The following is a 25,870-nucleotide window of genomic DNA, read 5'->3' as shown; positions in this document are numbered from 1 at the left end:
GTAAAACGATCTGTTTCAGCACCGTCAGCATCTTCCCTTCATAGACTGAAATGCTATTTTGATTTTTTGTGGCGATTTTGATTTGGGCACCTGTTTATTTCCTGACGAGCAGCGTAAACTCCGCGTCTCTTCACACCACTGATACAGAAACATGCATAACACCCCCGTTGCCGCCACACCAAAAACGTTTGATTTGACGTCTTCGGCATTCCTGCTCGTCGCGTTTCTGACGGGTATCGCCGGTGCGTTACAGACGCCGACGCTCAGTCTTTTTCTGACGGATGAGGTACACGCTCGTCCGGGGATGGTTGGCTTCTTTTTTACCGGCAGCGCCGTTATCGGCATTCTGGTGAGCCAGTTTCTGGCCGGGCGCTCCGACAAAAAAGGCGATCGCAAAAGCCTGATCGTTTTTTGCTGTGTGCTGGGCATGTTGGCCTGCGTGCTGTTTGCCTGGAACCGCAACTATTTTATTTTGCTGTTCGTCGGCGTTTTCCTGAGTAGTTTTGGTTCTACCGCGAACCCACAAATGTTCGCCCTTGCCCGCGAACATGCCGATCGCACCGGTCGCGAAGCCGTGATGTTCAGCTCGATATTGCGCGCCCAGGTTTCGCTGGCGTGGGTGATTGGGCCGCCGCTGGCCTATGCGCTGGCGATGGGGTTCAGCTTTACCGTGATGTACCTGAGCGCGGCGGCGGCGTTTGTCGTCTGTGGCGTAATGGTCTGGCTGTTTTTACCGTCAATGCGTAAAGATGCGCCGCTTGCTGCCGGAACCCTTGAAGCGCCGCGCCGTAATCGCCGCGATACGCTGCTGCTCTTTGTTATCTGCACATTAATGTGGGGAACCAACAGTCTCTATATCATTAATATGCCGCTGTTTATCATTAACGAACTGCATCTGCCGGAAAAACTTGCCGGCGTCATGATGGGGACTGCCGCCGGGCTGGAAATTCCCACTATGTTGATTGCAGGTTATTTTGCTAAACGGCTGGGAAAACGCCTGCTGATGCGGATCGCCATCGTGGCGGGGTTTTGCTTTTACGCGGGTATGCTGCTGGCGCACTCGCCTGTCGTTCTGCTCGGCTTGCAGTTGCTGAACGCAATTTACATCGGCATTCTCGGCGGCATCGGGATGCTCTATTTTCAGGATCTGATGCCCGGCCAGGCGGGTTCAGCAACCACGCTGTATACCAATACCATCCGCGTAGGCTGGATTATCGCCGGATCGCTGGCGGGGATTGCGGCGGAAATCTGGAATTACCACGCCGTATTCTGGTTTGCGCTGGTGATGGCCCTCGCGACGATGGTTTGTCTGGCACGCATTAAAGACGTTTAAGGCGCAGTAAGCGTTTCCAGTTCAATGAGGTAGATCATTGCCTGCGTCCTTGTCTGACCGCACATATCGGCGCTGGGTTGAAGGCCTGCGCAGACCTTTGGACGCAGCGGCGAACCGAAGATCTTACAGCGTTGATGTTCATCAAGCTGGACACACGGCGTGTTTGCGGGTTTACCGTCAGGCATACCCGGAATGGGGCTGGAGATTGAAGGCGCGGTGCAACATGCTCCGCAATCCGGGCGGCATTCCATACAGTATTCTCTATTCGTAAGCCACCGGACTGAAAGTGGGCGAACAGTATACACAAAATCATCCGGGATATGTGAATTCCACTTGCCTGAATCGCCCGGCGCGAGTAGTTTGACGCGATATTTTAGACATTCTCTACAACAGGATTTTTTCGATGCCAAGAGCGAACGAAATTAAAAAAGGTATGGTACTGAACTACAACGGCAAGCTGCTGATTGTAAAAGATATTGATATTCAGTCACCGACCGCCCGCGGTGCCGCGACGCTGTACAAAATGCGTTTTTCCGACGTCCGTACGGGTCTGAAAGTCGAAGAGCGTTTCAAAGGCGACGACATCGTTGATACCGTCACCCTGAGCCGCCGTGGCGTCGATTTCTCTTATATCGACGGCAACGAATATGTGTTCATGGATAAAGAAGACTATACCCCGTATACCTTCACCAAAGATCAGATTGAAGAAGAGCTGCTGTTTATTCCTGAAGGCGGAATGCCGGATATGCAGGTGCTGACCTGGGACGGTCAGTTGCTGGCGCTCGAACTGCCGCAGACGGTTGATCTGGAAATCGTGGAAACCGCACCGGGCATTAAAGGCGCGTCAGCCAGCGCCCGCAACAAACCCGCAACGCTGAGCACCGGTCTGGTGATTCAGGTGCCGGAATACCTGAGCGCCGGTGAAAAAATCCGTATTCACATTGAAGAACGTCGCTACATGGGCCGCGCGGACTAAGCGCCCGTCGCCGACGCGCCAACAAAAAAGGGCAGCCAGGGCTGTCCTTTTTTATGACCAACAGGTGTTACAGCAAATCGCGGAACTGGGTCTTTTTCAGCGCCAGTTCAACGCCACGAATTTCCGCCAGCCCTTTCAGACGACCAATAGCGGAGTAGCCGGGGTTGGTTTTCTTATGCAGATCGTCAAGCATCTGATGACCGTGATCCGGGCGCATTGGGATCGGACGCAGATCGCCTGCCAGCTTACGACGCTGTTCTTCCGTAAGAATTGCGGTAATCACCGCGACCATATCGACATCCCCTTGTAAATGCGCGCCTTCGTGGAAGGTTTTCGGGTTATCTTCACGGCAGGTTGAGCGTAAATGGGTAAAGTGAATGCGGTCGCCAAACGTCTCGATCATTTTCACCAGGTCGTTATCCGCGCGTACGCCGTACGAACCGGTACACATAGTGAACCCGTTGTTAATGCTGTCTACGGTTTCTTTCAGCCACTGCATATCTTCAATGGTAGAAACGATGCGCGGCAGGCCGAGGATGGGGCGCGGCGGATCGTCAGGATGCACTGCCAGGCGCACGCCGACTTCTTCTGCCACCGGTACAATCGCACGCAGGAACACCGCCATATTTTCGCGTAAATCCTCTTTGCTGATACCGTTATATTCCGCCAGACGCGCACGGAACTGATCCAGCGTATAACCCTCTTCAGCGCCAGGCAGCCCGGCGATAATATTCCGGGTCAGTTTTTCGATATCCGCAGCGCTCATAGCGTTGAAGTAGTCCAGCGCCTGGCGCTGCTCTTCTTCGCTGTAGTCCGCTTGCGCGCCGTCACGCTTCAGGATGTGCAGTTCGAAAGCCGCAAAGGCAATCTGATCGAAACGCAGCGCTCTGGAACCATCGGGCAACGGATATTCAAGGTCGGTACGCGTCCAGTCGAGAATCGGCATAAAGTTGTAGCACACGGTATCAATACCGCAGGCGGCCAGATTACGGATGCTTTGCTGATAATTTGCAATCCAGGTCTGGTACTGCCCGGAGCGTGTTTTAATCTCTTCATGCACCGGAATACTTTCGACAACAGACCAGGTCAGCCCTTTCTCAGCCAGAATGGCCTGGCGCTTTTTAATCTCTTCAACCGGCCACACATCACCGTTCGGAATGTGGTGCAATGCCGTCACAACCCCCGTTGCGCCAGCCTGACGCACATCATCAAGCGATACCGGATCGTTAGGCCCGTACCAACGCCAGGTTTGTTCCATTGCTTCACCTCACAAGTTGTTATACCAAATTAATTTACCTGAGTGATGACTACCATACAGGTATCGCGTAAATGGTCAACGTAGGGCGCATGATTGATTGATCCAGCTCACAATCCCCGGATAAATGCGGCATACCAATTCAATTTGGTGTCATATAACTTTACACTACCATTGTTAATTAATGGTTAATCAGGTGTGTTCTTAATGAAGACTATTGCCTCTGCCCCACTCCCGGAAGGCGTACTGACGCCCCGCTACGATCGACAACAACTACAAACCCGGATTGTGCACTTCGGTTTTGGCGCGTTTCACCGCGCCCATCAGGCATTATTGACCGACAGAGTGCTGAATGCGCAAGGCGGAGACTGGGGGATCTGCGAGATCAGCCTGTTCAGCGGCGATCGCCTGATGGGCCAGCTTCGCGAGCAGAATCACTTGTACACCGTGCTGGAAAAAGGCGCAAACGGCAATCAGGCGATTATCGTCGGCGCGGTCAAGGAGTGTCTGAACGCAAAGCTGGATTCGCTTGCCGCTATTATCGAAAAGTTCTGCGAGCCGCAGGTGGCGATAGTGTCACTCACTATCACCGAAAAAGGATATTGCATCGATCCGGCAACCGGTTCGCTCGACGTGTCAAACCCGCGCATTATTCATGATATGCAACACCCCACGGAGCCGCACTCGGCGCCGGGGATTCTTGTGGAGGCCCTGCATCGTCGGCGTGAGCGCGGGTTGTCGCCTTTCACGGTTCTCTCCTGCGATAACATCCCGGATAACGGCCATGTGGTTAAAAACGCCGTTCTGGGCATGGCGGAAAAACGCGCGGCGGAGCTGGCGGCGTGGATTCAGCAGCACGTCAGCTTCCCGGGAACGATGGTAGACAGAATCGTGCCTGCCGCCACAGAGGAGTCGCTGGACGAAATTACCCGCGAGCTGGGCGTCGCCGATCCCTGCGCCATCAGTTGTGAACCGTTTATACAGTGGGTTATTGAAGATAACTTTGTGGCAGGCCGCCCGCAGTGGGAAGTCGCTGGCGTGCAGATGGTTGATGACGTGCTGCCCTGGGAGCAAATGAAACTACGCATGCTCAACGGCAGCCATTCGTTCCTTGCATATCTCGGCTATCTGGCCGGGTTCCAGCACATCAGCGATTGTATGCAGGACAGCGCATTTCGTGAGGCCGCTTACCGCCTGATGATGAATGAACAGGCGCCGACATTGCGCATCACCAACGTCGATTTATCCCGCTATGCCGCCAGCCTGATTGAACGCTTCGCCAATCCGGCGCTGAAGCACCGGACCTGGCAAATCGCGATGGACGGCAGCCAGAAATTACCGCAGCGGATGCTGGAAGGCATTCGCGAACATCTGACGCGTGGGAGTGACTGGCCGCTACTGGCGCTGGGCGTCGCAGGCTGGATGCGCTACGTCAGCGGCGTGAACGACGCAGGTGCAACGATTGATATTCGGGACCCGCTCAGCGAAAAAATTCGCCTGCTTGTTGAAAGCAGCAGTGACGCGGAGCGGGTTAGCGCGCTGCTGTCGTTGCAGGAGGTTTTCGGCACGGATCTCGTGAAAAATCCCCTGTTTGTGCAGGCCATTGAGCAAGCCTGGCGGCGCATTGCGCAACATGGCGCGCATCAGGCGGTCATTGATACGTTAAAAAGTTAACAATTTCTGTCTTTCCAGCGGACGAAAAAATTCTTCGTCCGCTCTGCCCTTCTCTTTTTCGTTTTTTTTCGCCAGGATTAGCACGAGCCGTTACGGCATATCATTATTCTGGAGCAGACGTGACCAAAACCAACCTCATTACCGGCTTTCTCGGCAGTGGAAAAACAACCTCTATTCTTCATCTGTTAGCCAACAAAGATCCTGCGGAAAAATGGGCCGTGCTGGTCAACGAATTTGGCGAAGTGGGCATTGACGGCGCACTGCTTGCGGACAGCGGCGCATTGCTGAAAGAGATCCCCGGTGGTTGCATGTGTTGCGTGAACGGATTACCAATGCAGGTGGGGCTAAATACCCTGCTGCGCCAGGGCAAGCCGGATCGCTTGCTGATCGAACCGACAGGACTTGGCCATCCGAAACAGATCCTCGATTTGTTAACCGCGCCGGTTTACGAGCCGTGGATCGACCTGCGCGCCACGCTGTGCATCCTTGATCCGCGTTTACTGCTGGATGAAAAGAGCGTCGCCAACGAAAACTTCCGCGACCAGCTGGCCGCCGCCGATGTCATCGTCGCGAATAAAACCGATCGCGCTACGCCGGAAAGCGAAAGCGCCCTGCAAACCTGGTGGCAACAGTACGGCGACAATCGTCAACTGGTTCATGCCGACCACGGGCAAATCAACGGACAGCTGCTGGATTTACCGCGCCAGAACCTGGCGGAACTGCCCGCCAGCGCCGCCCACGCGCACCAGCATGCCGAAAGAAAAGGGCTCGCCGCGCTTAGCCTGCCGACGCAACAGCGCTGGCGTCGCAGCCTGAACAGCGGCCAGGGGCATCAGGCCTGCGGCTGGATTTTTGATGCGGATACCGTGTTCGACACCATCGGCCTGCTCGAATGGGCGCGCCTCGCGCCGGTTGGACGAGTGAAAGGCGTTATGCGCATTAAGGAAGGTCTGGTGCGTATTAATCGTCAGGGTGACGATCTTCATATTGAGACCCAAAACGTCGCGCCGCCGGACAGCCGCATCGAACTCATCTCAGACCGTGAAACAGACTGGAACACATTACAGACCGCATTGTTGAAGCTTCGTTTAGCCGAGGACGCGTAAGGTTGCCTCCGTTTTACTGAATGGCGAGATGATAATGAAAACCCGGTATCCCCTCATACTGCTGATTAACGCTGCGGGTCTGGCGTTGTTTTTGTCGTGGTATATTCCAGTCAATCACGGATTCTGGTCTCCTCTCGACGCGAACATTTTCCACTTCTTTAACCAGAAGCTGGTTGAAAGCCGCGCATTTCTCTGGCTGGTGGCGATCACCAATAACCGGGCGTTTGATGGTTGCGCGCTGCTGGCGATGGGCTGCCTGATGCTGAGTTTCTGGTTAAAAGAGACCACGGCGGGCCGTCGGCGTATTATCATCATCGGCCTGGTGATGCTTTTATCTGCGGTTGTGGTGAATCAGTTAGGCCAGGCGTTTATTCCGGTCAAACGCGCCAGTCCTACGCTGACGCTTGAAAATATTCACCGCGTCAGCGATCTCCTGCATATTCCAACCAAAGATGCGTCAAAAGACAGTTTCCCTGGCGATCACGGAATGATGCTGCTTATTTTTTCCGCATTTATGCTGCGTTATTTCGGAAAAGTCGCAGGTTTCATCGCCCTTATTATATTTGTGGTTTTTGCCTTTCCGCGCGTAATGATCGGCGCCCACTGGTTCACGGATATTGCGGTCGGTTCGCTGACAACGGTGCTGATTGGATTGCCCTGGCTGTTAATGACGTCGTTCAGCGATCGCGTGATACGGTTTTTCGATAATTATCTGCCCGGTAAAAACAAACAAAATTTAAACAAATAAATCACATCAATTAACATCGTCATCAGAGAGCGTTCTCACTCCTGATGGCGATCGTCGATTATTTCCCGCCCCGCCGTCATCTTCCTGTCATCTTCTTCCCGTTGAAAATGAACGTATTGCCTGTTATTCGCCTCATTTGCGTTTAATTTAGCCAATGCCACTAATTCACTTTCAGTATCATAATTTCTTATAAAAAATCCCGCCAAACTGCTCGCAATGGCAGCAACGATCGGGTAATCTTGAACTCGTTTTGCCTCGCTGGATAATTATTCTCTTTGCGAATAAATTTGTGCGTTCCGCCACAGATTTGACCTTAAAGAATTGTCTCATTGTGCGCAGGTAATTAGTCTCGTCACGTTTGGCATTTTTATAACGATATTTGTCGTTAAGGACTTCAAGGGAAAACAAACAACATGGTCAGGTCTCAACCGATTTTGAGATATATCCTGCGGGGAATTCCCGCGATTGCAGTGGCGGTTCTGCTTTCTGCATGTAGCACTACAAATACCGCAAAGAACGTGCATTCTGAGACGCATGCTGTGGGCAATGGAGATAACTCTTCACTGCAAGCCTCTCAGGATGAATTTGAAAATATGGTGCGTAACCTCGATGTTAAATCGCGGATTATGGATCAGTATGCTGACTGGAAAGGCGTGCGTTACCGCCTTGGCGGCAGCACCAAAAAAGGTGTCGATTGTTCCAGCTTTGTACAGCGTACATTCCGTGAACAATTTGGTTTAGAACTGCCTCGCTCAACCTATGAGCAGCAGGAAATGGGCAAATCCGTTTCGCGCAATAACCTGCGCACGGGCGATCTGGTTCTGTTCCGCGCCGGTTCGACGGGCCGTCATGTAGGCATCTACATCGGCAACAACCAGTTTGTTCATGCGTCTACCAGTAGCGGCGTTATTATTTCCAGCATGAACGAGCCTTACTGGAAAAAACGTTACAACGAAGGGCGCCGGGTTCTGAGCCGCAGTTAATTTTTCGTCTGACCGCTATCCCTTGGCAATCCTGACGAGACACATAAAAAGCACTGCTTCGGCGGTGCTTTTTTTGCGTTCTATCGCATCCCTGTAGAAAAGAATGACGATGCGGTTTAATCCAGGTTATAGTCTTTTAAATCAAGCATTTTAATCGCATTCGGTTACCTCAGGTAGAACCAGTAACTATGTTCACACGCGCCTCCTCGTCCTCGCGAAAAATCCTGCTCACCTGCATTCTCACAGGGGTCATCGTCGCGTTACTTATCAGTAGCCTGCAATTTTTAATGTCATGGCATAAACGTGAAGTCAAGTACGACACGCTGATATCCGACGTACAACATTATCTGGTGAGCTACTTCGCCGACCTTAAAGCCACGACGGATGTGTTACAGCCCCTGACGCTTAATGACTGCCAGCAAGTCTCTTCCGAGCTGACCTCCCGCGCCGCTTTTAGCCTGAATGTGCGCGCCTTTTTGCTCGTCAAAGACAAAATCGCCTTCTGCTCGTCGGCGACCGGGCCGATGGACACGCCGCTTACCGACCTGGTATCCAATATCGACATCCGCAAAGAGATTGATATGGCGATACTTCCCGGCACGCCGATGATGCCGGATAAACCGGCGATGGCGATTTGGTATCGCAACCCGTTATTAAAAGAGAGCGGCGTATTTACCTCGCTGAATATCAACCTGACGCCCTACCTTATTTACACCGCCCGACAGGAAGATTTTGATGGCATCGCATTAATTATTGGCGATACCGTGCTCTCGACGTTTTCTTCGCATTTAATGACCGTGAAAGAGCTGTCGGGCACGCCTTCGCGCCAGGCGACAATAAAAGGGCTGCCGCTGAAGATACAGCTATACGCCGACAGCTGGACCTATAACGACGTGGGCTATGCCCTGCTGCTGGGCAGTATGAGCGGTATCATCGCCGCCCTGCTCTGCTACTACATCAGCTCTATCCGCCTGAAGCCGGGGCGAGAGATCCTGGTGGCTATCAAGCGCGAACAATTTTATGTGGTCTATCAACCGGTCGTTGATACCCAAACGCTCAGGGTCACGGGTCTGGAAGTGCTGTTACGCTGGCGTCACCCTACGGCAGGCGAAATCCCTCCTGACGCGTTTATTCATTACGCGGAAGCCCAGCAGCTTATTGTGCCGCTCACCCAGCATCTGTTTAAACTCGTGGCGCGCGACGCCCCCGCGTTGCAGAAGGTACTGCCTGTCGGGGCAAAGTTTGGCATCAATATCGCGCCTGACCACCTGCACAGCAACAGCTTTAAAGAGGACATCCGTCTCCTGGCGGAATCCTTACCGCCGCATCATTTTCAGATCGTACTGGAAATTACCGAACGTGATATGCTCAATCAACATGAAGCGGCTAAATTATTTGAGTGGCTGCACTGCGCTGGATTCGAAATCGCAATTGATGATTTTGGCACCGGCCATAGCGCCCTCATCTATCTGGAACGCTTTACGCTGGACTACCTGAAAATCGACCGGGGCTTTATTAATGCGATTGGTACGGAAACCGTGACCTCTCCTGTGCTGGACGCAGTGTTGATGCTCTCTAAGCGCCTGCATATGCTGACCGTTGCGGAAGGAGTGGAAACCCCGGAGCAGGCCCGATGGCTACGCGATCATGGCGTCAACTTCCTCCAGGGGTACTGGATTAGCCGCCCTTTAGCGCTTGAGGACTTCGTTCACTGGATGAATACCCGGCCCGCGCCGAAATGGTGACGGCACTCTTCTGCCCGAATGGATTCACAACAGAGGCTGCGTCACTTATTATTCAGGATTGACGCTTGCCTGACGGTGGCAGGTGATAAGAAAAGGAAACCATTTTCCGATGATTGCTCGCGTAATGCTTCTGTTTGTCGCCCTGGCCAGCTTTGGCGTACAGGCTCAGGCCATCAAAGAAAGTTACGCCTTTTCCGTGCTTGGCGAACCCAAATACGCCTCCAATTTTAATCATTTCGATTATGTCAATCCGGCGGCGCCAAAAGGAGGGCGGATAACGCTTTCCGCAACCGGGACATTCGATAATTTCAACCGCTATTCCATGCGCGGTAATCCTGGCGCACGTACCGAGCAGCTTTACGACACGCTTTTTACCACCTCTGACGATGAACCCGGCAGCTACTACCCGCTCATTGCCGACAACGCGCGATATGCGGAGGATTACTCCTGGGTGGAAGTGACCATCAACCCACGCGCCCGTTTTCATGATGGTTCGCCCATCACTGCCCGCGACGTCGCCTTCACCTTCCATAAATTTATGACCGAGGGCGTGCCGCAATTTCGTCTGGTATACAAAGGCACGACCGTCAAAGCCATCGCTCCGCTTACCGTCCGCATTGAATTAGCCAAACCCGGTAAAGAGGATATGCTCAGCCTGTTTTCTTTACCGGTCATGCCGGAAAAATTCTGGAAGGATCATAAGCTCAGCGACCCGCTCTCTAAGCCTCCTCTTGCCAGCGGCCCGTATCGCATAACCCAGTGGAAAATGGGCCAGTATATTGTCTATTCCCGGGTAAAAAACTATTGGGCTGCTAACCTGCCGGTAAACCGGGGGCGCTGGAACTTTGATACCATCCGCTACGACTATTACCTTGATGACAACGTTGCGTTTGAAGCCTTTAAGGCCGGGGCGTTTGACCTGCGTCTGGAGAATGACGCGAAAAACTGGGCAACGCGCTACACCGGTAAAAACTTTGATAACCATTACATCGTTAAAGACGAACAGAAAAATGAATCCGCACAGGATACGCGCTGGCTGGCCTTTAATATTCAGCGTCCGGTATTTAACGATCGTCGCGTGCGTGAAGCGATAACCCTGGCATTTGATTTCGAATGGATGAACAAGGCATTGTTTTATAATGCCTGGAGCCGGGCAAACAGCTATTTCCAGAATACCGAGTATGCCGCCAGAAACTACCCCAGTGCAGACGAACTGGTCTTACTCGCACCCATGAAAAAGGATCTGCCGCCGGAGGTCTTTACCCGGATTTATCAGCCGCCAGTCTCAAACGGCGATGGCTACGATCGGGAAAACCTGCTGAAGGCCGATAAATTACTCACAGAGGCGGGATGGGTACTGAAAGGCCAGCAACGCGTTAACAGCGCGACCGGCAAAACGCTGAGCTTTGAACTGCTGCTTCCGGCAGGCGGCAACAGCCAGTGGGTTCTTCCCTTCCAGCATAATTTGCAGCGTCTTGGCATCACGATGAACATCCGCCAGGTTGATAACTCGCAAATCACCAACCGTATGCGCAGTCGCGACTACGACATGATGCCGCGACTGTGGCGCGCCATGCCGTGGCCCAGCTCCGATCTACAAATATCCTGGGCGTCTGAATACATTGACTCCAGCTATAACGCGCCAGGCGTGCAAAGCCCGGTCATTGATAAACTGATTGCCCAAATCATTGCCGCCCAGGGCGATAAAACGAAGCTGGTTCCCCTCGGGCGGGCGCTGGATCGGGTATTGACCTGGAATTACTACATGCTGCCAATGTGGTATATGGCGGAAGACAGGCTCGCCTGGTGGGATAAATTTTCCCATCCGGCCATTCGGCCGATCTACACCATTGGACTGGATACCTGGTGGTATGACGTCAACAAAGCGGCAAAACTTCCCGCCGCCAGACGACAGGGAGAATAAATGGGCACCTACCTGATTCGACGTCTGTTACTGGTGATCCCGACGCTGTGGGCCATCATTACAATCAACTTTTTTATTGTCCAGATCGCACCGGGCGGCCCGGTTGACCAGGCGATCGCGGCCATTGAATTCGGCCAGTCTGGCGCCCTGCCCGGCGCCGGTAGCGAAGGCGTTCGCGCCAGCCACGCCCAGACCGGCGTAGGGAATATTAGCGACAGCCACTATCGCGGCGGACGTGGGTTAGATCCCGAGGTGATCGCGGAGATCACGCATCGCTACGGCTTTGATAAGCCTGTTCATGAGCGCTACTTTAAAATGCTCTGGGACTATGTTCGTTTCGATTTCGGCGACAGCCTGTTTCGCAGCGCATCCGTACTGACGTTAATCAAAGACAGTCTGCCCGTGTCCATTACGCTCGGATTGTGGAGTACGCTCATCATTTATCTGGTGTCGATCCCGTTGGGCATCCGCAAAGCGGTATATAACGGCAGCCGTTTCGACATCTGGAGCAGCGCTTTTATCATCGTTGGCTACGCTATCCCCGCCTTCCTGTTCGCCATCTTATTGATCGTTTTCTTTGCTGGCGGTAGCTATTACGACCTCTTCCCGCTGCGCGGCCTGGTATCCGCCAATTTTGATTCCCTGCCCTGGTATCAGAAAATTACCGACTACCTCTGGCATATCACGTTACCGGTACTGGCGACGGTGATCGGCGGGTTCGCCGCGCTGACCATGTTGACCAAAAACTCTTTTCTGGATGAAGTCCGCAAACAGTACGTTGTCACCGCGCGTGCAAAAGGGGTGAGCGAAAAAAACATTCTGTGGAAGCACGTTTTCCGCAACGCCATGCTGCTGGTAATCGCCGGTTTTCCCGCCACCTTTATCAGCATGTTTTTCACCGGTTCGCTGCTCATTGAAGTGATGTTTTCCTTAAACGGGCTGGGGTTGCTGGGCTACGAAGCGACCGTGTCACGCGACTACCCGGTAATGTTTGGCACGTTATACATTTTCACCCTGATCGGCTTGCTGCTGAATATCCTGAGCGATATCAGCTATACGCTGGTTGATCCACGCATTGATTTTGAGGGACGCTGATGCCGCGATTAAGCCCTGCAAACCAGGCCCGCTGGGCGCGTTTTCGTCATAATCGCCGGGGGTACTGGTCACTGTGGATTTTCCTGGTGCTGTTTGGCCTGAGTCTGTGCGCCGAACTGGTCGCCAACGATAAACCGCTGCTGGTGCGCTATGAGGGAAGCTGGTACTTTCCGCTGGTCAAAAACTACAGCGAAAGCGATTTCGGCGGGCCGTTCGCAACGCAGGCGGATTATCAGGACCCCTGGCTGCAAAAGCAGCTTGAAAACCACGGATGGGTGCTGTGGGCGCCCGTGCGTTTTGGCGCCACCAGCATCAACTTTGCCACTGATAAACCCTTCCCCTCTCCGCCGTCCGCACAAAACTGGCTGGGAACCGACGCGAATGGCGGCGACGTGCTGGCGCGCATCCTCTACGGCACGCGAATCTCTATCCTGTTTGGTTTGATGCTTACCCTCTGTTCCAGCGTAATGGGCGTGCTGGCAGGCGCGTTGCAGGGGTATTACGGCGGAAAAATCGACCTGTGGGGGCAACGGTTCATCGAAGTGTGGTCAGGAATGCCGACGCTGTTTCTGATTATTCTGCTCTCAAGCGTAGTGCAACCCAATTTCTGGTGGCTGCTGGCTATTACCGTCCTGTTTGGCTGGATGAGCCTGGTCGGGGTGGTTCGCGCGGAATTCCTGCGCACGCGCAATTTCGACTACATCCGCGCCGCACAGGCGCTGGGCGTCAGCGATCGCAGCATTATCCTGCGTCACATGCTGCCCAACGCGATGGTCGCCACGCTGACCTTTTTACCGTTTATTTTGTGCAGCTCGATTACCACATTGACGTCGCTGGATTTTCTCGGATTTGGCCTGCCGCTCGGTTCCCCTTCCCTCGGCGAATTACTCCTGCAAGGTAAAAATAATTTGCAGGCGCCGTGGCTTGGGATCACCGCGTTCCTGTCCGTCGCGGTGTTATTGTCGCTGCTGATTTTGATTGGCGAAGCAGTACGCGACGCGTTTGATCCCAACAAGGCGGTATAAGATGACGCATCCTCTGTTAACTATTGAGAATTTATCGGTAGGTTTTCGCCATCAGGAGAACGTGCGCACGGTTGTTAACGACATCTCTCTACAGGTTGACGCAGGCGAAACGCTGGCGCTGGTGGGCGAATCCGGCTCCGGTAAAAGCGTCACCGCGCTGTCGATTCTGCGGTTGCTGCCCTCTCCGCCTGCGGTGTATCTCGCGGGCGATATCCGTTTTCATGGCGAGTCATTGCTCCACGCCAGCGAGCAGACGCTGCGCGGCGTGCGGGGCAATAAAATCGCCATGATTTTTCAGGAACCGATGGTATCGCTAAACCCGTTGCATACGCTGGAAAAACAGCTCTACGAAGTGCTGTCCCTGCACCGGGGAATGCGCCGTGAGGCCGCCAGGGCCGAAATCCTGAGCTGCCTGGATCGCGTAGGGATTCGTCAGGCCGCGAAACGGCTGAGCGATTATCCCCATCAGCTCTCAGGCGGCGAACGCCAGCGCGTGATGATCGCAATGGCATTGCTCACGCATCCTGAACTGTTAATCGCCGATGAACCCACGACCGCTCTGGATGTCTCCGTACAGGCGCAAATCCTGCAACTGCTGCGTGAACTGCAACGCGAACTGAATATGGGTATGCTGTTTATCACCCATAATCTCAGCATTGTGAAAAAACTGGCGGACGCCGTGGCGGTGATGCAAAACGGACGATGCGTGGAGCAAAACCGTGCGTTGCCGTTGCTTAGCGCGCCTGAGCATCCCTATACGCAAAAGTTGCTGAACAGCGAACCCACCGGCTCCCCGGTTCCATTGCCCGGTGAGTCGTCGCCGCTGCTGGAAGTGAACCAGCTTCGCGTCGCATTCCCGATTCGAAAAGGGGTTCTGAAACGCGTGGTGGATCATAACGTCGTGGTTAACGAGGTGAGTTTCGCGCTTCGACCTGGTGAAACGCTGGGGCTGGTCGGTGAGTCCGGGTCAGGGAAAAGCACCACCGGCCTGGCCTTACTGCGGTTGATTCGTTCGCAGGGCAGCATCACTTTTGACGGCCAGCCGTTGCAAAATTTAACCCGCCGTCAGTTGCTGCCGGTTCGTCACCGTATTCAGGTGGTATTTCAGGACCCGAACTCGTCGCTGAACCCCCGCCTCAACGTACTGCAAATTATTGAAGAAGGCTTACGCGTTCATCAACCGGCCCTTTCCGCCGGGCAGCGCGAAGAACAGGTTATCGCCGTCATGAAGGAAGTGGGTCTGGATGCTGAGACGCGCCATCGTTACCCGGCGGAATTTTCCGGCGGCCAGCGCCAGCGTATCGCTACCGCCAGGGCGCTAATACTGAAACCATCGCTGATTATTCTGGATGAACCGACATCATCGCTGGACAGAACGGTTCAGGCACAAATTCTGGCGCTGTTGAAATCTTTACAACAAAAGCATCGCCTGGCTTACATTTTCATCAGCCACGATCTGCATGTTGTGCGCGCATTATGCCATCAGGTCATTGTACTGCGACAAGGAGAAGTGGTGGAACAGGGGCAATGTGAGCGTGTCTTTACCGCACCGCAACAGGAGTATACGCGTCAGTTGCTCGCGCTAAGCTGACGCTCAAAAAGGATTGTTGTTCGAAAAGGGTTCCGCTATCGCTACGCCGAAATTTTTCAGGCGGCAGGTCGCGGCAAATTCGTCCTGACGATTAACAAACAGGCACGGCTCGCCTTCGCACTCCAGAACGGAGCAAGGCACTTCGATGTCGCTAAGCGCCTGGCTAAGTGTATGCATCACCGGCCATGCGCTGTCACCATCGGGGCTCAGGAGTTTGAGCGCCACCAGACTGTTTTCTGTGTTCTGCCCGTTTTGCGGAATCGGTTCAACTTTTGAACCTGCAAAACCCGTTGACCACCGATAGTTCTGCGGTAAACGATGAATGATTGAGAGTTGTAATGTAGTCACTTTCTTTCCCCGGAAGCACATTCACTTCACAATTTATTTACATCCATATTAACACATCATTGACAACCCGTCCTTAAACAGATCGAAAACGCTTACATCCCTGGTCTGAGCGGCCTGTACAGCCCGTTATTAAAATATTTTTTGCCAGTGCCGGACGTATTTGCGGGCTATATGTACCCGTTTCTGCGATCTAACTCAACCTTTTTAACTACAATGATGTGACTTTTTACATAAATTGATTTTACATAAAATAAACATAAATGGAAAAAATGATGGATTTGACGTTGATGTACGTCAACAAAGGAAGCCTTCCGACTTCCATGTTGTGTATTAGATCACCGTTTTTTCGGGCGGCTGGCGTAGAGATAGAAGAGAATGGAGCAGGTTGCGCAGAAAGCAATCGACCAAATCATCGGCCAGGCGGAGGTAAAGGTTGCCAGCGACAGCAACGCCCCGACAATCGCGCCAATGCCAAACCGGAACGTACCGGCCAGCGACGAGGCGGTGCCCGCCATATGCGGAAATTCATCCAGAATAACGGCCATCGCGTTTGAAGAGACCATAGAAACACATCCGACAAACGCCGCGACGCCAACCACCAGCGCCCAAAAGCCCACGCCAAACAGCGCGCTGAATACCATCCAGGCCGCCATCACAAACTGAATCCATAACCCGGTACGGAACATATTCAACGCCCCAACCCGGCGCACGAAGCGGCTGTTGATAATGGTCATCACAAACAAGAACACAATGTTCAGCGCAAAGTAATAGCCAAAATGCTGCGGCGACACATGGTTAATCTCGATATACACAAACGGGCCGGCGCTGAGGAACGAGAACATTCCCGCAAAGCTAAATCCGCTGGCCAGCATATAGCTCAGTACGCGTTTGTGTCGGAACAGCGAGGCAAAGTTCCCTATCGTGGTACGAATATGGAACGGCTGACGGCGTTCAACGGGAAGCGTCTCGTTAATCAACAAGAAAATCATCACCGATGCCAGAATCGCCGCCACCGCCAGAATCCAGAAGATGTAATGCCAGCTCAACCACACCAGAACCCACCCACCAATAATCGGCGCCATCAGCGGCGCGATTGTCGTCACCAGCATGACGAATGACATCATGCGGGAGAACTCTTCTTTCGGGTAGATATCGCGCATCAGGGCATTGATCACCACGCTCGCCGCAGCGGCGGCAAGACCGTGGAAGAAACGCATGATGATCAGCTGGTCGATAGTCTGCGCCAGCGCGCATGCCACCGCCGCCGCCGCAAACACCAGCGTCCCGCCGAGGATCACCGGCTTGCGCCCGAGACTGTCCGCCATCGGGCCGTAAATAAGCTGCCCCACGGCGAACCCCAGAATATAGGTACTGAGGGTCATCTGCGCGCTGCCCGCCGGTACGCCAAACTGGGCAGAAATCACCGGCAGCGCCGGAAGATACATATCAATCGACAGCGGCATCAGCATGGCTAACAGGCCAAGGATAAAAACAATGGCAAAGGATGAGTGCTGCCGGGTGGTCACAAATGAACTCCTGAATTTAGCGGGACGTAAAGCGCCTGGCTCACCGGGTCTATAAACCGACGCTGGCGATTTCTTCTTCGGTCAACGGGCGATACTCGCCAGGTTCGAGGTCGTCATCCAGCACAATTGCGCCAATGCGTTCGCGGTGCAGTTCGACAACATGGTTCCCCACGGCAGCGAACATCCGCTTCACCTGGTGGTAGCGCCCTTCGCTAATGGTCAGACGCACCTGCGTCGGAGTGATCACCTCCAGCACGGCCGGTTTGGTGAGGTCTTTCTCATTATGCAGTTGCACGCCTTTGGCAAACTGTTCGGCGGTATCCGCAGCTACCGGCGATTCCAGCGTGACCAGATAGGTTTTCTCACAATGATGGCGCGGAGAGGTGATCCGGTGTGACCACTGGCCATCATCCGTCATCAACACCAGTCCCGTGGTATCGATATCCAGCCGCCCGGCGGCATGCAGCTTGTACGCGACAGGTTCATCAAGGAAATAGAGTACCGTGGGATGATCCGGGTCGTCCGTTGAACAGACATAGCCCTGAGGCTTATTAAGCATAAAGTAGCGCGGGCCATTTTGCTGAACCAGCGTGTTGCCATCGTACTCGACATTATGTTCTGGCAGGAGTTTAAACGCCGCGTTTCGGATGATTTCGCCATCGACGGTAACACGGTTACTACGAATCTCACGCCCGGCAATAGCACGGCTGACGCCGAGTTGCTGAGCGATAAACTTATCAAGTCGCATGAGTTTGATTTTGCCTGTAATAATACGGAAATCGGGCATAACGCCCGAAAAATGAAGCCGTTGTCCATCCAGTATAACGGGCTCTAACCATCGCTCAAGGGAAATGATTCATGGCATACTATTCCCTGTACCGTTCATCGTAGTGAGACCATGATTTTTACACTTCGCCCTTACCAGCAAGAAGCCGTGGATGCCACGCTCAACCATTTTCGCCGCCACCGCACGCCTGCCGTGATTGTCCTGCCAACCGGCGCAGGCAAAAGTCTGGTGATTGCCGAGCTGGCGCGAGTGGCGCGTGGGCGCGTGCTGGTGCTGGCGCACGTAAAAGAGCTGGTCGCGCAAAACCATGCCAAATATTGCGCGCTGGGGCTGGAGGCCGACATTTTCGCCGCCGGTCTGAAGCGTAAAGAGAGCCACGGCAAGGTGGTGTTTGGCAGTGTGCAGTCGGTCGCCCGTAACCTTGACGCCTTCCAGGGCGAGTTTTCGCTGCTGATTGTCGATGAATGTCACCGCATCGGCGACGATGAAGAGAGTCAGTATCAGCAAATCCTGGCGCACCTGAGTAAAGTGAATCCCCACTTACGTCTGCTCGGCCTGACGGCCACCCCTTTCCGGTTAGGCAAAGGCTGGATTTATCATTTTCATTACCACGGCATGGTGCGCGGCGACGAAAAAGCGCTCTTTCGCGACTGCATTTATGAGTTACCGCTGCGCTACATGATTAAACATGGTTATCTGACGCCGCCGGAGCGTCTGGATATGCCCGTGGTGCAGTATGATTTTAGCCGCCTGCAGGCACAGAGTAACGGCCTGTTCAGCGAAGCTGACCTCAATCGCGAGCTGAAAAAGCAGCAGCGCGTGACCCCGCACATCATCAGCCAGATTGTTGAATTTGCCCAAACCCGCAAAGGGGTGATGATTTTCGCCGCCACCGTTGAACATGCCAAAGAGATTGTGGGTTTGCTGCCCGCCGATGATGCGGCGCTGATTACCGGGGACACGCCGGGCGCAGAGCGCGACGTGATGATTAACGATTTCAAAGCCCAGCGCTTTCGTTATCTGGTGAACGTCGCCGTGCTGACGACCGGGTTTGACGCGCCGCATGTCGATCTTATCGCTATCCTGCGCCCGACAGAGTCAGTCAGTCTTTACCAACAAATCGTGGGGCGCGGTCTACGGCTTGCGCCTGGAAAAACCGACTGTCTGATCCTCGACTATGCCGGAAACCCGCACGATCTGTATGCGCCGGAAGTGGGCACGCCAAAAGGCAAAAGTGACAACGTTCCCGTACAGGTGTTCTGCCCTGCCTGCGGGTTCGCCAATACCTTCTGGGGGAAAACCACCGCTGACGGCACGCTGATTGAGCATTTCGGTCGCCGCTGCCAGGGCTGGTTTGAAGATGATGACGGGCATCGCGAACAGTGCGATTTTCGCTTCCGCTTTAAAAACTGCCCGCAGTGCAACGCGGAAAACGATATCGCCGCCCGGCGCTGCCGGGAGTGCGACACGATTCTGGTTGACCCGGACGATATGCTGAAAGCGGCGCTAAAACTCAAAGATGCGCTGGTATTGCGCTGTAGCGGGATGGCGTTACAACACGGGCATGATGAGAAAGGCGAATGGCTGAAAATCACCTACTACGATGAGGACGGCGCCGATGTGAGTGAGCGCTTCCGATTGCAGACGCCCGCCCAACGCACCGCCTTTGAACAGTTGTTTATTCGCCCGCATACCCGCACGCCGGGTATTCCGTTACGCTGGATCGCTGCGGCGGATATCCTGACGCAACAGGCGCTGCTTCGCCCCCCTGATTTTGTCGTCGCCCGCATGAAAGGCCAGTACTGGCAGGTGCGCGAAAAAGTCTTCGATTATGAAGGCCGCTTCCGGCGGGCACATGAATTGCGCGGTTAATCGTACTTTTGATTGATGTGATAGCCATTTGAGTATAGAATCTCGCCCGCTTTTGCATACGCAAAGCAGATCACTTACCTGTTGCTGGGTCGCCTGTAACAGGAATTATTTAAGAGAGATTTAAATGTTTACTATCAACGCAGAAGTACGTAAAGAGCAGGGTAAGGGTGCGAGCCGCCGCCTGCGCGCCGCTAACAAGTTCCCGGCAATCATCTACGGTGGCGCTGAAGCCCCGATTGCTATCGAACTGGACCACGACCAGGTTATGAACATGCAAGCTAAAGCTGAGTTCTACAGCGAAGTTCTGACCATCGTTGTTGACGGTAAAGAAGTAAAAGTTAAAGCTCAGGCTGTACAGCGTCACGCGTTCAAGCCGAAGCTGACTCACATCGACTTCGTTCGCGCGTAATCGCCAACAAGTTGAAGAAAAACCCCGCCACGGCGGGGTTTTTTTATGGTGCGCGACAAGGCGATGAACCGTAAGCCGAATAAGGTGCCTGCACCGCTATCCGGCGTTACAACACATAACGTCAAAACCGTTAATTACCGCCGGACGTCCGACGCTGGAGCTGATCGCGCAGGTTTGGCGGCGTTCCCTTGATCGTCAGCGTATCGGTCGCCGGGTCCCAGAAAATCCGCTCACCTAACAGCATGGCGTCGAAGTTGATGGTTAACCCACCGCCGCTCCCGGCATATTTCGTCAGCTGACGCAGCGTGCTGCGGTCCGCCGGGAAACTCTCTTCCAGCTCATAGCCTTTGTCAGCGGTAAATTCTCTGAAGCTGACTTCGCTGACGCCGGATAACTCTTTCGACAGCGATTCAAGCTCAATCTCTTCACCAGACTGCAATTGCTCATTGCAGTAGCTGTACACCTGCTGACGGACATTCTGACGTTCAGCTTTGTCCAGCTGCGCTTCTGCGGTGAAATCGTCCACCGCCTGCAACAGCCCCCGGTTTTGCGCTTTCGCGTTCAGCCCTTCGCTGGCGCCCAGGAAATCCATAAAGAAATCGGCCACTTTGCGCCCTACCCGGCCTTTCAGGAAGGTCAGATAACGGGTGGATTCCGGGTTCGTTTCCCATTCGGTCAAATCGATACGCGCCACAATATCCGCATGGTTAATATCCAGATAGTGCGTCGGGTTGATATCCAGGTTCTCATTCACGCGCATGCTGCTTAAGTTGTTCAGCACCGCCACCAGCAGATACTCCACCGCCAGATAACGGTAATGGCAGAACAGGACAATACCGCCGTCCGCAAACGGGTATTTCGCCAGTTCGTCGCGTAAACGGCCGGTCGCCGCACGGCTAAAGGCAAGAAAATCCTCCTCGCCCTGACGCTGCAACCGCAGCGTTTGCGCCAGTTCACTCTCTTCGCTGAACAGGCCGTACGCTTTGTTCTTGGCGCTATAGACCCGGTGCAGTTCAGCCACCATATCGACAACGGTGGTTGTCGGCTCCAGTAATGAATCGCGCAAGACCAGCTCAAGATTTTGCTCATCACGTTTGATAAGCTGGTGCAGGGCAATCTGGTTGATATCCAGACTCATGATAAACTCTCCTTTATGACCGGGCGGTATTCAATCACCTGACGGGCGGTGACGCAACAGGAGATAAAAAAGCAGAAAAAAAACTGTTGCTACGGTAATATGTTGCCCTTTCATGAACAAACTGATTGCGATTTATGCCACAACACTCCCGCTATAGTGACGAACACGTTGAACAATTACTGAGTGACCTGCTCAACGTACTGGAAAAACATAAGGCACCGACCGACCTTTCCCTGATGGTGCTGGGAAACATGGTCACCAACCTTATCAACACCAGCATCGCACCGGCTCAACGCCAGGCGATTGCGAACTCTTTTGCCCGCGCATTACAGTCTTCAATTAACGACGACAAAGCGCATTAAGGGAAACGAACGGCTATTTATGGTAACTCATCGTCAGCGCTACCGTGAAAAAGTCTCCCAGATGGTTAGCTGGGGGCACTGGTTTGCACTGTTCAACATTCTGCTGGCCATGGTGCTCGGTAGCCGTTACCTGTTTGTCGCAGACTGGCCGACAACGCTTGCAGGGCGTATTTACTCGTACCTGAGCATTGTCGGGCACTTCAGCTTTCTGGTGTTCGCCGCCTACCTGCTGATCCTGTTTCCTCTGACATTTATTGTCATGTCCCAGCGGCTGATGCGTTTTTTGTCAGCCATCCTGGCGACAGCGGGCATGACGCTGTTGCTGATCGACAGCGAAGTTTTTACCCGCTTCCACCTGCACCTGAATCCCATTGTCTGGGAACTGGTCATTAACCCCGATCAGAACGAGATGGCGCGCGACTGGCAGCTGATGTTTATTAGCGTGCCGGTCATCCTGTTAATCGAAATGCTGTTTGCGACCTGGAGCTGGCAAAAGCTGCGCAGCCTGACGCGACGTCGCCATTTCGCCAAACCGCTTGCCGCATTCTTTTTCGTCTCATTTATCGCTTCGCATGTGGTGTATATCTGGGCAGACGCCAACTTCTATCGCCCGATCACCATGCAGCGCGCGAATTTACCGCTGTCATACCCGATGACGGCGCGCCGTTTTCTGGAAAAACACGGTCTGCTGGATGCGCAGGAGTATCAGCGCCGTCTGGTGGAACAAGGCAACCCGGAAGCCGTTTCCGTTCAGTATCCGCTGAGCGATTTGCAATATCGCGACATGGGTACCGGCCAGAACGTACTGTTAATTACGGTCGACGCGCTGAACTACTCCCGCTATGAAAAACAGATGCCCGCGTTGGCCGCATTCGCCGAACAGAATACGTCGTTCACGCGCCACATGAGTTCAGGCAACACGTCTGACAATGGAATATTTGGTCTGTTCTATGGCGTATCGCCCAGCTATATGGACGGCATTCTGTCGACCAGAACGCCTGCCGCGCTGATCTCGGCGCTGAACCAGCAAGGCTATCAGTTAGGGCTATTCTCTTCTGACGGCTTCACCAGCCCGCTCTACCGCCAGGCGCTGCTGTCAGACTTCTCCATGCCAACTGTGCAAACGCAGTCCGACGAGCAGACGGCGAGCCAGTGGATTAACTGGTTAGGACGTTACGCCCAGGAAGATAACCGCTGGTTCTCATGGGTTTCCTTCAACGGCACAAACGTTGACGACAGCAACCAGAAAGACTTTGCGAAACGGTATGCCCGCGCCGCAGAGAACGTGGATGCCCAGATTAACCGGGTGCTCAGCGCACTGCGTGACGCAGGGAAACTCAACAACACCGTGGTGATCATTACGGGGGGGCGCGGCGTACCGTTAGCGCAGGAAGAGAGCCATTTCGCCTGGTCTCGCGGCCATCTGCAAGTGCCGTTGATCATTCACTGGCCGGGCACGCCAGCACAGCGAATCAACACTCTGACCGACCATACGGATTTGATGACGACGCTGATGCAGCGACTGCTGCACGTCAGTACGCCAGCCAATGAGTACTCGCAGGGACAGGATCTGTTCAACGCCACGCGCCGCCATTACTGGGTGACCGCTGCGGACGGCAGTACGCTGGCGATTACCACGCCGGAAATGACGCTGGTACTGAACAATAACGGCACCTATCAGACGTACGATCTACACGGCGAGAAGATCAAAGACCAGAAGCCGCAATTGAGCCTGTTGTTGCAGGTACTGACCGACGAGAAACGATTCATTGCTAACTGATTAATTATAAATCAGTTAGCAAGACATCCCCTTGCATTCGTGGTGGAAAGCGGTAGTATTGGCATCCACAAGTCGGCACGTAGCGCAGCCTGGTAGCGCACCGTCATGGGGTGTCGGGGGTCGGAGGTTCAAATCCTCTCGTGCCGACCAAAATCCCTTAGAAAAACCAACCTCTTACGGTTGGTTTTTTTATGCCTGTTTTTTGAGCGGGGAAGCTTCGGGGTAAAACTGGGGTAAAAGCGCCGTCAAAAAACCATTTCACAGATCCTCTTAACACCGTCATCAACACCTTGATACTGTTTATTTATACAGTTTAAATTTAACTGTATATCCAACCAGTAAAAGGAGAATTTTATGTTTGTGGAACTCGTTTACGACAAACGCAATGTAGAGGGGCTACCGGGTGCAAGAAACATCATTCTTAACGAGCTGACAGAGCGCGTACACCGGATCTTCCCCGACGCCGACGTGAGAGTTAAGCCAATGCAGGCTAACGCATTAAACAGCGATTGCACGAAAACAGAGAAAGAACGACTTAACCGTATGCTGGAAGAGATGTTTGAAGAAGCCGATATGTAGCTGGTGAACGAATGATGAGCATGGACAACATGATTATTGCCGGGATAAGAATATATTTCCCGCCTGGCACCGATCTCCCTGTTCCAACGCCTGAACTCAGGACATTTGCCATCGTCAGCAAAGACCTGCCTGGACATCAGGTGCTTGAGTACAAAAACAGGCAGTGGGTTCCTGTACTGACCCGGCTTTTTGATGATTCAGCACATGCTATTTCAGCTATAACAAGCCTGAGCAAAAAGACGTGGCATTAATACCTGTTTCAGATAAAACACATTGATCCGTTATGCCGGGCAGATACAATCCGCGGCGGCTGGCAACCATTCTATATTCGCACTATCGAACGTTCGCCCGCCTGCCGTAGTTGCGTTCTTGCATATGGCACGGCGGATGAACCTAAAATCATACGTAATACACAATATTAATCATTATTTTTAAGACTGCTCCTAAAAGTGATATGATACAGGAAAAAATAACCTGTTCTTTTTTTGTACTATTTAGGTCATGGAATGAAAACATTAAATCACAGCTATATGTCAAGACTTGATCATCTGCGTTTTGCAGCATTTATCCTTGTCATATTCCATCATTGCAGGGGAAGTATCAATTACGGCGGTTCTGTCAGTAATTTGCAAGACTTTGCATCTTTATGGATTAGATGGGGTTCTTCTGGAGTAAGTCTTTTTTTGGTTTTGTCAGGATTCCTTTTCTGCATAATTTCAGATGCTGGAAGAAAAAAAATACAATATTCAAGCTTCGTAAAAAACAGAATTCTTAGAATCGCCCCTCTAACTGTAATATTTGTATTTATTGCCATTTGTGTAGACCAAACCAACTCTACACCAATGGATATTTTTAGAATTTTAACACTTCAGCTTAACACTGGCTCACCAGGTACTGGCTGGGGTTATAAATTGTACCCAATGGGCCCGATATGGACAATTGCTGTAGAATTCCAGTTCTATTTAATTTTCCCGTTTCTTGCAATATTTTTATCTAAAGGAGGCCTAAAGTCATTGTCTGGAATTGTTGTTGCGTTTGTTTTAATTAAATTGTCGCTGGTGATATTTAATGGTCCTGGTATCTATTATAGGCTTTATCATTCAATAATTGGAAGATTAGACCAGTTCTTAATAGGAATGATGGTAGGTTATTTGTATGTTAATGGGTATATTAAGAGTTCAAAAGCTCCACAACTGATTATGATAGTCGCCTCGATAGCTACCATATCAATCTTCATGCACTTAAACTCTCAGATGACAAAGTGGTTTATGCCATTCTCATTCACATTTGAAGCATTTGGGTGGGCATTATTAATATTGGGATATACGACATTGAGCATTAATATAAATAAAAGAACTGACTCAATCATTGCATATCTTGGAGGGCTAAGTTTCTCTGCCTACCTTACACATTTGGTGGTGGCGAAAGCTCTTTATATGACAATATTAACCCCTTCCCCGGATAAAATGTCTGCAATTATCAACACTATTTTATTCATCTTACCAGTCACGATAATTGTATCAATGATCACATATACATTCATAGAAAAACCATTTCTAAACTTACGTGTGAAATACACAAATGGTGATAACAAATGACTAACTTTCTCATTAC

General features: G+C 52.7%; 24 protein-coding genes and 1 tRNA gene. 19 read left to right on the top strand and 6 right to left on the bottom strand.

Translation table 11 applies throughout. The features are described 5' to 3' along the window. Positions 1-151: 151 nt before the first annotated feature. On the top strand, positions 152-1,333 hold the full coding sequence (setB, locus tag OGY62_RS16945; RefSeq protein ID WP_047462472.1) for a sugar efflux transporter SetB: 1,182 nt from the start codon (positions 152-154) through the stop codon (positions 1,331-1,333). Here setB and OGY62_RS16940 read toward each other — a convergent pair. Then, positions 1,330-1,584, bottom strand: coding sequence for a YkgJ family cysteine cluster protein (locus OGY62_RS16940; protein ID WP_286460316.1), 255 nt, complete (start codon positions 1,582-1,584; stop codon positions 1,330-1,332). The two genes, setB and OGY62_RS16940, sit on opposite strands and share 4 nt — an antisense overlap. A gap of 152 nt (positions 1,585-1,736) precedes the next feature. Here OGY62_RS16940 and yeiP point away from each other — a divergent pair, with 152 nt between their 5' ends. Then, positions 1,737-2,309 carry an elongation factor P-like protein YeiP gene (gene yeiP, locus OGY62_RS16935; RefSeq protein ID WP_012131588.1) on the top strand — a complete coding sequence of 191 codons (573 nt, stop codon included), beginning with the start codon at positions 1,737-1,739 and terminating at the stop codon, positions 2,307-2,309. Between the two features lie 67 nt (positions 2,310-2,376). Here the strand turns inward: yeiP and uxuA are convergent, their stop codons facing one another. After that, a complete protein-coding gene (gene uxuA / locus OGY62_RS16930; protein ID WP_012131587.1) occupies positions 2,377-3,567 on the bottom strand; it encodes a mannonate dehydratase in 1,191 nt (396 codons plus the stop codon). Between the two features lie 204 nt (positions 3,568-3,771). Between uxuA and OGY62_RS16925 the strand changes: the two genes are divergently transcribed. From OGY62_RS16925 to yejF, 9 genes are all read left to right on the top strand, one after another. Continuing rightward, positions 3,772-5,238: a mannitol dehydrogenase family protein gene (locus OGY62_RS16925; RefSeq protein WP_286460315.1), complete on the top strand. Its 1,467-nt coding sequence runs from the start codon at positions 3,772-3,774 to the stop codon at positions 5,236-5,238. Between the two features lie 119 nt (positions 5,239-5,357). Beyond that, positions 5,358-6,344 carry a CobW family GTP-binding protein gene (locus tag OGY62_RS16920; RefSeq protein WP_286460314.1) on the top strand — a complete coding sequence of 329 codons (987 nt, stop codon included), beginning with the start codon at positions 5,358-5,360 and terminating at the stop codon, positions 6,342-6,344. 28 nt (positions 6,345-6,372) lie between these two features. After that, positions 6,373-7,092 carry a phosphatase PAP2 family protein gene (locus OGY62_RS16915; protein ID WP_049009460.1) on the top strand — a complete coding sequence of 240 codons (720 nt, stop codon included), beginning with the start codon at positions 6,373-6,375 and terminating at the stop codon, positions 7,090-7,092. Between the two features lie 413 nt (positions 7,093-7,505). Beyond that, entirely contained in the window at positions 7,506-8,075 is a 570-nt protein-coding gene (gene mepS, locus OGY62_RS16910; protein WP_012131581.1) for a bifunctional murein DD-endopeptidase/murein LD-carboxypeptidase, read from the top strand. Between the two features lie 188 nt (positions 8,076-8,263). Continuing rightward, positions 8,264-9,820 (top strand): cyclic di-GMP phosphodiesterase, encoded by a 1,557-nt coding sequence (locus OGY62_RS16905; protein WP_012131580.1) that lies wholly within the window; start codon positions 8,264-8,266, stop codon positions 9,818-9,820. 109 nt (positions 9,821-9,929) lie between these two features. Then, the gene (locus tag OGY62_RS16900) at positions 9,930-11,744 is read left to right on the top strand and encodes an extracellular solute-binding protein (protein WP_286460313.1); all 1,815 of its coding nucleotides are present in this window, start codon (positions 9,930-9,932) and stop codon (positions 11,742-11,744) included. After that, positions 11,745-12,839 (top strand): microcin C ABC transporter permease YejB, encoded by a 1,095-nt coding sequence (locus OGY62_RS16895; protein ID WP_104868434.1) that lies wholly within the window; start codon positions 11,745-11,747, stop codon positions 12,837-12,839. Next, positions 12,839-13,864, top strand: coding sequence for an ABC transporter permease (locus OGY62_RS16890; RefSeq protein WP_286460312.1), 1,026 nt, complete (start codon positions 12,839-12,841; stop codon positions 13,862-13,864). The genes OGY62_RS16895 and OGY62_RS16890 overlap by 1 nt, the downstream gene beginning before the upstream one ends. 1 nt (position 13,865) lies before the next feature. Further along, the gene (gene yejF, locus OGY62_RS16885; protein WP_286460311.1) at positions 13,866-15,455 is read left to right on the top strand and encodes a microcin C ABC transporter ATP-binding protein YejF; all 1,590 of its coding nucleotides are present in this window, start codon (positions 13,866-13,868) and stop codon (positions 15,453-15,455) included. Between the two features lie 3 nt (positions 15,456-15,458). On the opposite strand, the gene OGY62_RS16880 is transcribed toward yejF, so the two are convergent. From OGY62_RS16880 to rsuA, 3 genes are all read right to left on the bottom strand, one after another. Then, complete coding sequence (locus tag OGY62_RS16880; protein WP_024130169.1) at positions 15,459-15,803, bottom strand: YejG family protein; 345 nt, start codon at positions 15,801-15,803, stop codon at positions 15,459-15,461. A 335-nt stretch (positions 15,804-16,138) separates the two neighbouring features. Then, a complete protein-coding gene (locus tag OGY62_RS16875) occupies positions 16,139-17,329 on the bottom strand; it encodes a Bcr/CflA family multidrug efflux MFS transporter (protein WP_024130168.1) in 1,191 nt (396 codons plus the stop codon). A gap of 49 nt (positions 17,330-17,378) precedes the next feature. Continuing rightward, positions 17,379-18,077, bottom strand: a complete 699-nt coding sequence (rsuA, locus tag OGY62_RS16870) for a 16S rRNA pseudouridine(516) synthase RsuA (RefSeq protein ID WP_024130167.1) — start codon at positions 18,075-18,077, stop codon at positions 17,379-17,381. A 150-nt stretch (positions 18,078-18,227) separates the two neighbouring features. Here rsuA and radD point away from each other — a divergent pair, with 150 nt between their 5' ends. Further along, complete coding sequence (gene radD, locus OGY62_RS16865) at positions 18,228-19,988, top strand: DNA repair helicase RadD (protein ID WP_049008255.1); 1,761 nt, start codon at positions 18,228-18,230, stop codon at positions 19,986-19,988. Between the two features lie 124 nt (positions 19,989-20,112). Continuing rightward, positions 20,113-20,397: a 50S ribosomal protein L25 gene (rplY, locus tag OGY62_RS16860; protein ID WP_012131568.1), complete on the top strand. Its 285-nt coding sequence runs from the start codon at positions 20,113-20,115 to the stop codon at positions 20,395-20,397. Between the two features lie 130 nt (positions 20,398-20,527). Here the strand turns inward: rplY and yejK are convergent, their stop codons facing one another. Then, on the bottom strand, positions 20,528-21,535 hold the full coding sequence (gene yejK, locus OGY62_RS16855) for a nucleoid-associated protein YejK (protein WP_012131566.1): 1,008 nt from the start codon (positions 21,533-21,535) through the stop codon (positions 20,528-20,530). 134 nt (positions 21,536-21,669) lie between these two features. On the opposite strand from yejK, the gene OGY62_RS16850 reads away from it, so the two are divergent. The 6 genes from OGY62_RS16850 to OGY62_RS16825 all read left to right on the top strand — a co-directional run bounded on the left by OGY62_RS16850 (position 21,670) and on the right by OGY62_RS16825 (position 25,854). Continuing rightward, positions 21,670-21,897: a YejL family protein gene (locus tag OGY62_RS16850; protein ID WP_012131565.1), complete on the top strand. Its 228-nt coding sequence runs from the start codon at positions 21,670-21,672 to the stop codon at positions 21,895-21,897. Between the two features lie 19 nt (positions 21,898-21,916). After that, positions 21,917-23,677 carry an LPS biosynthesis-modulating metalloenzyme YejM gene (yejM, locus tag OGY62_RS16845; RefSeq protein ID WP_012131564.1) on the top strand — a complete coding sequence of 587 codons (1,761 nt, stop codon included), beginning with the start codon at positions 21,917-21,919 and terminating at the stop codon, positions 23,675-23,677. Positions 23,678-23,750: 73 nt separating this feature from the next. Beyond that, positions 23,751-23,827 (top strand) — tRNA-Pro (locus tag OGY62_RS16840). A gap of 204 nt (positions 23,828-24,031) precedes the next feature. Then, positions 24,032-24,256 carry a DinI family protein gene (locus tag OGY62_RS16835; RefSeq protein WP_286460310.1) on the top strand — a complete coding sequence of 75 codons (225 nt, stop codon included), beginning with the start codon at positions 24,032-24,034 and terminating at the stop codon, positions 24,254-24,256. 11 nt (positions 24,257-24,267) lie between these two features. Continuing rightward, entirely contained in the window at positions 24,268-24,507 is a 240-nt protein-coding gene (locus OGY62_RS16830; RefSeq protein ID WP_286460309.1) for a hypothetical protein, read from the top strand. Between the two features lie 255 nt (positions 24,508-24,762). After that, entirely contained in the window at positions 24,763-25,854 is a 1,092-nt protein-coding gene (locus tag OGY62_RS16825) for an acyltransferase family protein (RefSeq protein WP_286460308.1), read from the top strand. Positions 25,855-25,870: the final 16 nt, after the last annotated feature.

It is taken from the genome of Citrobacter sp. CK198, assembly GCF_030333295.1.
Lineage (GTDB): Bacteria > Pseudomonadota > Gammaproteobacteria > Enterobacterales > Enterobacteriaceae > Citrobacter_B > Citrobacter_B koseri.
Note: the sequence above shows the minus strand (reverse complement) of the source record. Positions and strands in the feature narration are given on the sequence as shown.